This window comes from Neobacillus sp. FSL H8-0543, from assembly GCF_038592905.1.
Taxonomy (GTDB): domain Bacteria; phylum Bacillota; class Bacilli; order Bacillales; family Cytobacillaceae; genus Neobacillus.
Genome location: NZ_CP151943.1, coordinates 39,496 through 52,236 on the forward strand (window position 1 = coordinate 39,496; position 12,741 = coordinate 52,236).

Sequence of the window (12,741 nt, forward strand, 5' to 3'; positions counted from 1 at the left end):
CTTTTTTTTTAAGGCATCATTTATGATACAAGTTGATTAGAGAGATCCATGATCTCCCTAATCACTTATTGAAACTACTTACTCAAAAAATCGAGAGTTTTTTCATAGAATTCTTTTCCAACTAGTTTGATATTCTTTTCAATTGCGGGTTGAACAGATTTCTTGAATTCCTCAAATTCATCTGGGGAAAGTTCATAAATTTCAACGCCCTCGGATTCAAGATTCTTCACTGCAGTAACTTCTTGTTCTACCACAAGATTTCTTGAGAATTGAACCATTTCCTTAGAGGCTTCGACAACAACATTTTGCAAATCTTTAGGTAATTTATTAAAGAAGTCCCCATTCATCGTCATGACATACGGAATAAAGTTTTGTTTTGTCAGCGTAGCAAATTTACTTACTTCAAAAAATTGAGAGTCATACATAAGCGGCAGGGTTGTTGTTAAACCATCAATAGTACCTTGCTGTAAGGAAGTATATACCTCTGCAAAGGTAATCGGAGTCGGGTTACCACCCATTTCTGATATTGTATCCATAAACAATGCAGACTGTGGTGTTCTTAAAGTTAAGCCATTAAGATCACTAGGTTTTTTTATAGCGTGTTTACTATTCAAAAGTGACATTGAACCGATATCATAATATCCCAAAACTTTTACATTGTTTTTTTCTTCTAATTTAGTCTGGATTTCTTGACCTAAAGGGCCTTCTGCTAACTCAAATAATTTATCCCGGTCTCCATAAATAAATGGAAAATCATAAATATTGTATCCATCTACTCCTCCAACTTGCGCTCCAATAAACGATGGAAATGAAATGATTTCTGCCGAACCGTCTCTTAATACTTGAAATTCTTCTTCATTTGAAGAAGCCAATGTTCCATTCAGAAAAAGTTCAACCTTTAATCTACCATCACTTTTTTCCTCAACCAATTCTTTAAATTTCTTATAACCAATGGCAATGAAGTTTTCCTCATTAACAACAGCTGGCATTCTAATCGTATAAACCTTACCTTCAGAATCTTTTCCGCCTGTTTCAGTGGATTTTCCACAGCCGGCTAAAAGCAATACGAATGTTAATAAGGAAAGTAACGCCCAAGAACTTACTTTTTTGATTTTCATTTAGTTGCCTCCCTTTAATTGGTTGAGAATAATGGCTTTCGAATATTGATCACGGAGTTCTTTCTTAAGAATCTTTCCATACGAATTTTTTGGAAGTTCCTGTACAAAAACAATTCCAGCAGGTTTTTTATAACTTGCAAGTTCATTTTTGCAAAGCCCTATTAATTCTTCTTCATTTGTTAATTTGCCTTCTTGTAACACAACATGAGCAAATACACTCTCACCCCAAAGTTCATTTGGAATACCGAACACGCAAGTTTCCTTTACCGCAGGATGTGTGTTAAGTACTTCCTCCACCTCACGAGGGTAGATATTTGCACCCCCACTAATAATTACGTCTTTCTTACGATCTACTAGAAATAAATATCCTTCTTTATCTACCCATCCAAGATCGCCGGTATATAGCCAATTATTTTTAATGGTTTCATTAGTTGCTTTTTCATTATTCCAGTAACCTTTCATTACCAATGAACCACGACAAATTACTTCACCTACTTCTCCTTGCTTCCTTTCATTTCCGTTTTCATCAACAATCTTCATTTCTACAAACGGACTAGTAATACCGCAAGATAAAGGACGTTTTAAAAGTTCATGTCTAGGCATGCATGTAACTGTACTGGGTGCCTCCGTCTGTCCGTATGTTTCAACAAAAATGGGACCTAGCAATTCTAGCGCTTTCTTTAACTTCTCCTCAGCAATTGGTGAACCTGCCATACTAATTGATTTTAGTGAAGCAAGTAATTTAGGATCAAATGACGGATCATGTATCATCATATTTACCATCGTTGGAACAAGAAAAATTACACTGATTGCGTGTTCGTGAATATCATAAATGAACTCATTTGGATTGAATTTATTAAAAACCACCTGCTTTGCTCCTAGCATTAGTGCACAATGGACTAATAAATTGCTGCCATGTGTTAGAGGAGCTACATGTCCAATGATATCTTCATTGTTAATTTCACAAAAAATAATGAGAGATAATACAGCAGATATATAGTTACGATGCGAAAGCATCACACCCTTTGGATGCCCTGTCGTACCCGAGGTGTATAGAATTGTAAATAAATCGTCTTCATTAATATCAATATCCACCTCATGATTTGTACTATTAAAAAGTAGGTTTTCGTATTCGTCTCCGAAGTAAATGGTATCGATTTTTGAATTAATGGGTTCAATTAGTTCCTTTTCACCAATCAGTAATAAAGAAGCTGATTGTTCAATAATAAATTTATGTTCTTTGTGGTGAAGCCGATAATTTAGAGGGACTTTAACCAACCCAGCTAACGCGACAGCTACATCCATTTCAATGCATTCGAGTCTGTTAGAAGATAAAATAGCTATACGATCTCCCTTAACTAATCCCTTTTCAAGCAATGCATTAGCAAGTTTTACAGATCTTTCATATAATTCTTGATAGGTTAAAGATCTCTCTTCGCTTATTACAGCTACCTTTGAAGCGTAAGTTTTACAGGTTTTTTTTGCTAAATTACCGATTAATTCCATCATTTCCTCCCATCCAAGGAACCTTCGCGTAACTGAACCTCTAAAATAAAATCGGGATAATTGTACTAGTTAAATAGAAAGTATATTTACTACACTCGTACCGTTCTGAAAATTAGATATACCGCCGCCTGAAGTTAGTGTTAATCCTACCTTTGGATTTTTCACCTGGAATCCAGGTGCCTTTTCTAAAAGTTGCCAATTGATTTCTGCTACCTGCGCGAGACCTGTTGCACCAACAGCATGACCTCTTGACAGTAAACCTCCACTAACATTAATAGGTTTATCTCCATCATAATAGGTTCTTCCTTCAACTAGCATTTCAATTCCTTTACCATATTCACAAAATCCAAGTGCTTCGGTATACAATACCTCTGCAATGGAAAAAGCATCATGGAGTTCAACTACATCAATATCCTCTGCGGAAACTCCAGCCATTTTATAAGCTTTTTCAATGGATTCGACTGTCGGTTCATCAGGTAATGCCATATCGTGAAACCCTCTCTTAAACTTGCCAGACACCACCACTGAAGCTATCATTTCAACTGCCTTTTCTTTATATCTTTTTAATACTCGCTCAGAACATAAAATCACACTTGCTGCTCCATCACTTTTAGGACTGGATTGTAATAAAGTTATCGGATCGGCGATCATCATGGAATCTAACACTTGCTCTTTCGTCAGATTAGGCTTTTGATAAAAATGAGCATATGGATTTTTTGAACCATGGATACGATTCTTAACAGCTACCTCTGATAACAATTTACTATCAATTCCATATGTTTCTGTATACCTTTTAGCTCTCATGGCATATATGGCTGGTAAGGTTAAGCCCGATTCTGCATCAATATCATGAGGTGGCGTAGGCAATACCCCGCTACCTAATGCAGAAAGATTTTCAACACCAATTGCTAATGCAAAATCGTTCATACCACTTTTTATACTACTGTAAGCAAGGTTAAGTGCTGTTGAACTGCTAGCACATGCATTATTAATATTGATAACTGGAACCCCTGTAGTCGTTAAATCATTCAATACTCTTTGGCCAGCCAGCGTTCCACCAAAAACATTTCCACAGAAAACGCTTTCAATTTCATCTATATCAATTCTGGCATCCTCCAGCGCATTTATGACGGATTCTCGACCAATTTGCTCTAATGACATATTTTCATATTTTCCAAATTTCTTTACACCAACGCCTAGGATATAAACTTTCGTCACAGTTTCACCGCCTTTATTATTTACTTGGTTTAAAGATAAATTGATAGTTTTTTGATGCATTTTCCTTATAAACTAGTTCTACACTTGTATCTAATTTCAATTCTCCATCAAATTCAATTAGATTTAGAATTCGAATATGCTCATTTAAATCTATATAACCAATAGTGTAAGGAGCCTCGTATCCTGATGCGGAAATATGAATTTTTGTATAACTGTGTACTTTACCTTCTGTAAAATAGAGTTCTTTAATCTGATTTTTACAAAGATCACATATATTCCGATAGGGAAAATAATACTTATTACACTTTCTACATTCGCCTGCTTTTACAAGCGGTTTGCCTGACTTGAATACAAATTGTTCAATGTTATCACTAAAAACAACATTCATATAATTTTTTCTCCTCACATTATCTACTTTTCCGAAAATCCTCCATCTACTACCAAAACGGTTCCAGTTACAAAATCAGATGCTTTAGAAGCCAAAAACAGCGCTGCACCCTTAAGGTCATGTTCAGAACCTGTTCGATTTAATGGAGTATTTGCTAGAATCAATGCCTTCTTTGATTCTATGGTTGATTTTGACATCTTCGTTAAAAAGAATCCTGGGGCAATGGAATTCACATTAATATTATGCTTTCCCCATTTCACTGCTAAATCTTTGGTAAAGGTAATGATTGCTCCCTTACTAGCGTTGTATCCAACAGCATCCATTAATTCTTCACTGATTCCGCCTAAACCGCCAATCGAAGATATGTTAATGATTTTCCCAGACTTTTGGCTAATCATTACTTTGCCAACTGCTTGTGACATAAGAAATGTACCGGTCAGATTTACACTTATGACTTTATTCCATTTATCTAGTGGCATTTCTTCAAGAGGCGCTCCCCATGTAGCTCCACTGTTATTAAAGAGGACATCTATCGTTCCAAATTTATTGACTGTTTCTTCCACCACGTTATTGACATCCTCTGGATTCGAAACATCACATTTTAATGCGAGTGACTGGACACCTAATTCACGTACCCTAGAACTTGTTACTTCACAATCTTCTAGTTTTCTTGAGCATACTACAATATTTGCTCCAGATTCTGCCAATGCAAAGGCGATTTGCTCTCCTATACCTCGACTCCCTCCAGTTACAATTGCTGTTTTTCCACTTAGATCAAATAATTCTTTTACATTCATTTCTACCCCTCACTAACTCCTGTTCGATTTAGAAAACTTTTCGATTATGATCGCGCTAACAGGACAATTATCGGCAGATTCCTGAATTTTCTCTATGTTGGTAACATTTTCATTAAAAACATAAGATAACCCATCCGAATCTAATGAAAATGTCTCTGGGTCAATAAGAATGCAAGTTTGCGAGCCAATACAAGCATTCTTATCTACACGGACTTTAATTTCATTTCTCATAAAAGTAACCACCATTTCTCTTTAGTAGTAATCATTATTATTCAAAAACTACTGGTAAACTTTTTAATGCACGGCTTATTAAGATTGGGTGCCATTCTTGATTATCACTTTCTAACCTTAATGTTGGAAAACGCTTGAAGAGTTGGTTTATTGATATGGTTGCTTCGAGTCTTGCTAGAGGCGCACCTAGACAGTAATGAATCCCCTTACCAAATCCTAAGTGTCTATTTGTTTCCCTGGTAATATCTAGTTTGTCAGGGTCTGGAAATATTTCGGGATCACGATTTGCTGCTAGCGTCACTAACATGACACGCTGACCCTTTTTAATTTGGTTACCTTTAATTTCAAAGTCTTCTTTCGCTACCCTCATTATTGATTTTCCTGGTCCATCAAATCGATTTAATTCCTCTACTGCAACATTGATTAATGATGGATCGCTCTTTAATCTTTCCAATTGATCAGGATTTTTTAAAAGAGAGAATACTGAATTCGTAATTAGATTGGTTGTTGTTTCATGACCGCCAAAAACAAGCAAAGTAAGCGTAGCGATAATTTCATCTTTATTTAAGACATCACCATTTTCTTTAGCTTCAACGAGCGAACTGATTAGATCATCTTTTGGGTGCTTGATCCGGTCTTCTACTTGATCCGCTAAGTATTCAGCTAATTGACGCATTCCCTTTTGACCCCGTTCGTGCCTGTCTGAGTCCTTAACCGCTCCGAAAACTAGCATTAATAGATCGTCTGACCATCGCTTTAATTGATCTCTATCTTTATCTGGCAATCCTAGCATTTTCGAAATTACTAAAATTGGTAACATAAAGGCATAATCTCGAATGACATCCATTTTCTTCGATTCCTCTACTTTATCCAATAGATAATCAGTAATTTCGAACATGAATGGACGCATTTTTTCAACAGTTTTTGGTGTAAATGCCTTACTTACTAGCATCCTAAGCCTTGTATGATTTGGCGGGTCATTAAATACCATCCACTTTGATAGAATTTCATAAGTAGAGGCCATGTCCAGCTTCAGTTCATTTGAAGCACTTTTGGATGGCATAATTCTTTGAGAAGTTAAATTGGGATTCAATAATGCTGAATTTACATCTTCATATCGTGTAAGAATCCAGCCATTCCACTTTTCATTAAAATAGATAGGTGTCTCTGAACGAAGTGTATTAAAATATGGAAAAGGGTCCTTTACAACTTCTGGGGCTAATAAATCCTCATGCATTACCATCATTATGTTACCTCCCTCTTAATACAATTTTTTACGATTATCTATCACTCGTTTTGCTTTAAAGACAGTTTCAGGCATTGAGCCTTGTTCAACTAGGTTTATAGCAACGCGAATTCCTATTTTATTTTTAAATAACTCAATTGCTTCTCCTTTTAGATAGTTAAGATTAGTAGTTTTATACTGGCTTTGATATTCAATATTGACCGTCATTTCATCTAAAGCACCTTTTTTATCCACGACAATTTGATATTCAGCGCCACTCCACTTTAATGAGCGAACAGTATTTTCAATTGCACTTGGATAGACATTTGTTCCTCTTATAACTAACATGTCATCTAATCTTCCAAGCACACCATGTGGTAAACGTGGATAAGTCCTGCCACACGAACAAGTTTCTTCTGTCATAAAGCTTTCGTCTCCAGACCAAAAGCGGATCATTGGTTGTGATTTTCTCCATAGATGTGTATAAACCACGGCCCCTCGTTCACCGATTGGAATTGGAATATTCGAATCTTCTGTGCTTACAATTTCCGTAAACACTTCGTCCTGATAAAGATGTACTCCAGCTTCCGCATCGCAGGTTGTACTGGTCATGAAAGGATACATTTCTGAAGTAGACCCAGCATCGTGTAAACTAGCACTCCATCCTTTTGTTAATATTGCCCTTGTGTTTGGTAACGAAGCACCTGATTCTCCGCCTGCAATTAATTTCTTTACAGAACTTTCAGATAACTCAACACCTCTTTCCCGAGCTTTGTTTAGAAGGTGCATACAATAGGAAACGGTTGCTGAAAATGCAGTCGGTTTAATTTTCTCAATCATATCTAAATGTCTATCAGATTCTATTGCACCCAACGGAAAGACGGTTGATCCGATTCGTTCAGCACCTTGCAAAACTCCCCATCCTCCAAAAAAGATTGAAAAGGGAAATCCGATTTGTACAACGTCGTTAGGTCTTAAACCAGTAGACCATAGAGCCATTGCATGTACTTCAGCTGCTCTATCCCAGTCTGCTTTACTAACCCGATAAAAAGTAGGAGTCCCAGATGTTCCGCTTGACCCTTGGATTCGGGCTATTTCTTCTGGTGCAAAATTACCCGCATAACTTCCGAAAATAGGATTTTGCTTTTGGTCCTCCACTAGCATTTTTTTTGTTATCACTGGTACCTTTGTAGTAAAATCCTCTAAGGTTTTAACATCTGAAGGCTTAAAGTTATGATTATCATAATGTTTTCTATAAAAAGGCAAGTTATTATATACATAATCCAATTGTTCTCTTATTTTTTCCAAAATAACACTATTCCTTTTATCTGGATCTAAGGTCTCTCTTTCTTCATTCCAGTATTTTTTATAGCCTGTTTTAATCATCTTAGCCCTCCTGTTTACTTTTTGAATGTTTTAAACCTTCTATATATTTATAATGCAAGAAGTGTGCCAAACTAAATGAATAGATGAATTTTTATAAGTAAAAACTGGTCACCAACAAACTATGACTAGGTTTCTTGTTGAAATTTCCTCTTGAAATTTGTGTTAAAATTCTACCAACAAAATGTAAGCGTTTGCATTATTGCATCATAAGCGATGCAATAATGCATCAGTGATGTATATCACCATCATTCGAGAGTATCTAGCAAATTCAAATTTAAGTAATAAAAAAATCCCAAATAATATTGGGATTTATTAGAAATATAAACTATTCAACATCTTAACTTCTTAATCTGTTACCTTCACAGATTATATTTCTGTTTTTTTCTAACAAGGGTAGATTGGTCAATGCTTAATGCTTTGGCAGCACTCCTAATACTATTATATTGACTGAGCACGTTATTAATAATAGACATTTCAAATTCCTCTATTTGTTGCTTTAATGGTAGTATTATTGTGTTTGTGTTCTTTGTAGCAGAATTATCATTATTTTTATCTTGATCATTATTTACAGAAATATCAATTTCATTAGTGATATCTACTAAATCAATGGTCTGTTTATTAACCATTAATGCAATACGTTCCACCATATTTTGTAGTTGTCTTATATTTCCAGGCCAATCGTAATTATGGAAATTTTCTAATGCTTTTTGTGAGAATGTTCGATTGACACCATATTTTCTTTTTATTTGTGCCGAAAAATGGTAAATAAGTGGAATAATATCTTCTCTTCTTTCGCGAAGTGGTGGGACATATATAGGTATGATATTCAATCGATAAAATAAGTCTTGTCTAAACTTCCCTTGTTCAACCATTTCTTCTAAATTACGATTTGTAGCTGCTACAACACGTACATCTATTTTTATTGGTTTTATTCCACCTACTCGTGTGATTTCACTCTCCTGAAGGACACGTAATAATTTACCTTGTAGGCTTAAGGGCATATCCCCAACCTCGTCAAGGAAGATAATCCCTTTTGTAGCAATTTCAAATAGTCCTGGTTTTCCTTTATTATTTGCACCAGTAAAAGCTCCAGGTTCATACCCGAATAATTCTGATTCCAATAACTGTTCCGGAATTGCTGCGCAATTGATCTGGATAAATGGGTTTGTTCTTCTGCTGCTCATCTGATAAATTAAGTTGACAATTCCCTCTTTTCCCACCCCAGATTCACCTAATATTAATACTGTTGAATCAATTTGGGAAATCCGATGTGCTCTTTCAATTACCATTTTCATTTTGGTATTATGAGCAATAATTGAATTCAGCGATTCTTGTTTAAGGGTAATCTTTTCTATTTCTTCTGAAATTTTTTCATTTTTCGCTTTCAATTCCTCAATCTCTTTTTCTAATCCATTTAATATAGTCAAATCCCTCAGGTTACTAACAACTTTTTTAATCTCACCGTTTTTATCTCTAATTGGAACCCCAGAAAGTAAGATTTTTTTTCCAGTAGATTTGTAGGTTTGGATAATGGAGGCAGGTTTATTTTCTTTAACAACTTTAACTGTCAACGATTGATCGATTATCTCATCGTCTATTAACTTTTGAACATTCACTCCAATACAATCTTTTGGTGATAAACCTGTGAGTTGTTCAATAGCGGGATTCTGGTAAATAATCGTTCCATCTGGTTTAGAAACGATTATTCCATCAAAGGACGCGTTTAGAATTTGATCTCCCTCATAAAGAGAAAGGTCTAAACCTTTGTGTAAATTATACTCATCTGTCTTTGATTGTAGGAGAAAGATAAAAAATCCAGTTTCTTTAATTACCTCTACCTCGCATTTCATTTCGGAATGACAAAACTGCTTCGCGCTGTAATCGGTATTAGCAACCAATGACTCAAGTTGGTGTATACTATACATTTGCATAGCTTTTTGATTTATTTTGATAATATTAAAATCCTCATCTGTAATAAGCACACCCAGTGAGCTGCAATTATTCAGAAAATCTATCATATTCATTGTAATTTTCTTCTCAGAAACTATCGTACTAGGATTACCTTTCAAATGAACCAAATTCTCACCTCATGAGTATTATTTATAACCTCCACAAAAACACCATCGCAAAGATTATTCTCCTCTTTCTACCTTAATTATTTGTTTGATAATAACTGAGTTCGTTCATAAATTTAATTTAATAAGCTATATTTGAACCATGGTTTGACTTATTAGTATTTTCAGTTTATTTTAACATTTAAAGCTCCCTTTTTGCCACTGTCACTGTCAAAATTAAAGTAAAAAGCCCCAAACCTTATCCTTAAGGTCTGGAGCATAATCTTATCTATCCTTAAATTCCACTGGTCCCACATTCATTTTAAAGGAGCCATCTTTATATAATAAAGGGGATCTTTCTGTGCCACTCTTTGAATACGATTCTACATGGCTCACACTCATTTCACGAACATTCGTAAAATCAATTTTTGCAATGGCCACCCAGTAGGCATACTTATTATTTTCGAATAAAGGTGAGGTTATCTTTTGACCCATTTGATTGTCAACAACGGCTCTTGCTTGCATTGATTTAAAACTGCCGATCCCATTGGAAACTGCGCTATAAGCAGCAAATAAAACGTATTTCAGCTCGGAAGAATTATGGACGATGATTGTTTCTTTCCCTGCACCGATTGAATCGCCGTCTAATGTAATATACGGAGTCCGGTTGGCGCTTCCCCTATCGCGGTAATACACTTTTCCTACTTCATCATTTTTTGTCACGTAAAAACAATATAAATCCAAATCCTTTTTACTATCCCATTCTAATGTGGCGATTACTTTATCCGTTTTTTTAATGGAAATAGCTTCTTTTTTCTTTAATGTAGCAATAATCGGTTTCACCACTTCAGGTTTTTCTTGTACGACTGGCACCTTTTCAACTACTGGTACCTGTTTGATTGGTTGTACCGGCTCTGCTTTTGTTTCGACTTCTATACCAAAGTTATGACATAAAGCTGCTAAACCGCCGTTAAATCCGCTTCCGATCGCATTTAATTTCCATTCTCCATTGTGTAAGTATAATTCTCCAACAACAATGGCTGTTTCACTTTTTAATTCTTCACCAAAGATAAAACTGAACATGGATTCTCCCGTTGTTTTATTCTTTACTTGTAAACTAGCTCGTGATACCTGACTAAAAGTATGTCCTCTTTGCTCCCCTTCATGAATGGTTAAGGTAAAGGCGATTTTTTGTACTTCCTTCGAAATCTTGTTTAATGCTATATGTATTTCATTTTGATTTCCGCTTGACGCTACATGGTTAACCGAACTATCTAGACTTACAGGCTGTCCGTAGAAGATAAAACTCTCATCATTTTTACATCGACCATTTCCTTCTAATAAAAAGGCTGCGCCATCAATTTCCATTTCTTTGTTTCCTGCAGTCCACTCTAACACGGCAATAAGTTCCGTTACATTTTTCCCCTTTGTAATATCCACTTTTTGACCCTTTAAAATGTTCAACAAATTTCCACCCTTTTTTCTTAAATATTCTGTTTCCATTATAACAGTACCATATTTTTTCTTGAAAAAGATATAAAATCCCTTATTATGAGTGACTGTAAATTTAGGATTCCCTCCGAGTGAATATTTTATATTCTAGAATTCAAGAAAAGAAATCTGTCCAATTATGATTCAATTTGATAGGTTTTGTCGGATCTATTGTTTATTTATTGGGAATCAATTATTCTATTTTAATATTACTAAATTAAAGAAGTGAGGAGTAAATCTATGCCTAAAAAAATTTCCTTATCTTTTATTGCTTTGCTGTTTGGTTTACTTACGATTGTAGGGAGTGCAACTGCCCAAACGGTTACCTATCATCCGTCTCTTGCACATAAAAATGGTGCGATGGCCTATGAACATATGAAATACTTAGCTTATGAAATTGGTCCGAGGGTAGCTGGTTCAGAAAATGAGAGATTGGCAGAGAATTATATTAAAGGTCAATTCGAACGGATTGAACTTGATACAACTGTACAAAATTTTAGCTATACAAGAAGAGGAACTACCATTACATCTTCAAACGTAGTTGCTTATAAGCCTGGCAAGTCAAGCAAACAAATTATCGTTGGTGCTCATTATGACTCTGTTTCAGTTGGTCGCGGTGTCGATGATAATGCATCCGGGGTTGGCATTCTATTAGAAGTTGCTGAGGTTTTGAAAAAAATTAATACCCCTTATGCTATTGTGTTTATAGCATTTGGTGCAGAAGAATCTGGTTTACGGGGATCAAACCACTATGCAAATAATATGAGTGAAGAAGAAATTGAAAACACGATTGGTATGATTAATATGGATAGTCTAGCTGTTGGGGATAAGATGTTTGTATATGGTAGTGCTGGGGAGGATGGATTCATCCGTGACCAAGCATTAAAAATCGCCAAAAAGAAAAAGTTAAATGTAGAAACAAATCCAGGTCTAAATCCTGATTATCCTGCTGGAACCACGGGTGATTGGAGTGATCATGCACCATTTAAAGCTAAAGGCATTCCCTATGGATATTTAGAAGCGACAAACTGGGAAATTGGTGATCTGGATGGTTACACACAAACGGTCAAACATGGTGGAGTTTGGCACTCCAAAAACGATACTCTCGAATTTATCGAGAAGGAATTTCCAGGAAGAATAGAGGAACATCTATCGACATTCAGTACATTATTAACGGATTTATTAATGTTTATGGATAAGACCAGCACTGCAAAATAAGATTCCTGTGTTTAGGTTCAAATATATTTAAGTCGACTTTAAGGTTTTTTCAAAGTTAAAGTCGGCTTTTTTTATTTGTTTTGTTATATTATGGAAGGATTTATTGCAC

11 protein-coding genes are annotated in these 12,741 nt (G+C 35.4%); 1 reads left to right on the forward strand and 10 read right to left on the reverse strand.

Features of this window, described 5'->3' with window-relative positions; all coding sequences use genetic code 11:
* Positions 1-74: 74 nt before the first annotated feature.
* From NSS81_RS00245 to NSS81_RS00290, 10 genes are all read right to left on the reverse strand, one after another.
* Entirely contained in the window at positions 75-1,118 is a 1,044-nt protein-coding gene (locus NSS81_RS00245; protein ID WP_342431578.1) for a TRAP transporter substrate-binding protein, read from the reverse strand.
* Positions 1,119-2,627 carry an AMP-binding protein gene (locus NSS81_RS00250; RefSeq protein WP_342431579.1) on the reverse strand — a complete coding sequence of 503 codons (1,509 nt, stop codon included), beginning with the start codon at positions 2,625-2,627 and terminating at the stop codon, positions 1,119-1,121.
* 66 nt (positions 2,628-2,693) lie between these two features.
* Positions 2,694-3,842: a thiolase family protein gene (locus NSS81_RS00255; RefSeq protein ID WP_342431580.1), complete on the reverse strand. Its 1,149-nt coding sequence runs from the start codon at positions 3,840-3,842 to the stop codon at positions 2,694-2,696.
* A 16-nt stretch (positions 3,843-3,858) separates the two neighbouring features.
* Positions 3,859-4,248, reverse strand: a complete 390-nt coding sequence (locus NSS81_RS00260) for an OB-fold domain-containing protein (RefSeq protein ID WP_342431581.1) — start codon at positions 4,246-4,248, stop codon at positions 3,859-3,861.
* 5 nt (positions 4,249-4,253) lie between these two features.
* The gene (locus NSS81_RS00265; protein ID WP_342431582.1) at positions 4,254-5,027 is read right to left on the reverse strand and encodes an SDR family oxidoreductase; all 774 of its coding nucleotides are present in this window, start codon (positions 5,025-5,027) and stop codon (positions 4,254-4,256) included.
* A gap of 12 nt (positions 5,028-5,039) precedes the next feature.
* A complete protein-coding gene (locus NSS81_RS00270; protein ID WP_342431583.1) occupies positions 5,040-5,258 on the reverse strand; it encodes a ferredoxin in 219 nt (72 codons plus the stop codon).
* A 37-nt stretch (positions 5,259-5,295) separates the two neighbouring features.
* Positions 5,296-6,504: a cytochrome P450 gene (locus NSS81_RS00275; protein ID WP_342431584.1), complete on the reverse strand. Its 1,209-nt coding sequence runs from the start codon at positions 6,502-6,504 to the stop codon at positions 5,296-5,298.
* 15 nt (positions 6,505-6,519) lie between these two features.
* Positions 6,520-7,869 carry a phenylacetate--CoA ligase family protein gene (locus NSS81_RS00280; RefSeq protein ID WP_342431585.1) on the reverse strand — a complete coding sequence of 450 codons (1,350 nt, stop codon included), beginning with the start codon at positions 7,867-7,869 and terminating at the stop codon, positions 6,520-6,522.
* 359 nt (positions 7,870-8,228) lie between these two features.
* Entirely contained in the window at positions 8,229-9,893 is a 1,665-nt protein-coding gene (locus NSS81_RS00285) for a sigma 54-interacting transcriptional regulator (protein ID WP_342431586.1), read from the reverse strand.
* A 315-nt stretch (positions 9,894-10,208) separates the two neighbouring features.
* The gene (locus NSS81_RS00290; protein WP_342431587.1) at positions 10,209-11,387 is read right to left on the reverse strand and encodes a TerD family protein; all 1,179 of its coding nucleotides are present in this window, start codon (positions 11,385-11,387) and stop codon (positions 10,209-10,211) included.
* Between the two features lie 267 nt (positions 11,388-11,654).
* On the opposite strand from NSS81_RS00290, the gene NSS81_RS00295 reads away from it, so the two are divergent.
* Positions 11,655-12,632, forward strand: coding sequence for a M20/M25/M40 family metallo-hydrolase (locus NSS81_RS00295; protein WP_342431588.1), 978 nt, complete (start codon positions 11,655-11,657; stop codon positions 12,630-12,632).
* The last annotated feature ends 109 nt before the right edge of the window (positions 12,633-12,741 follow it).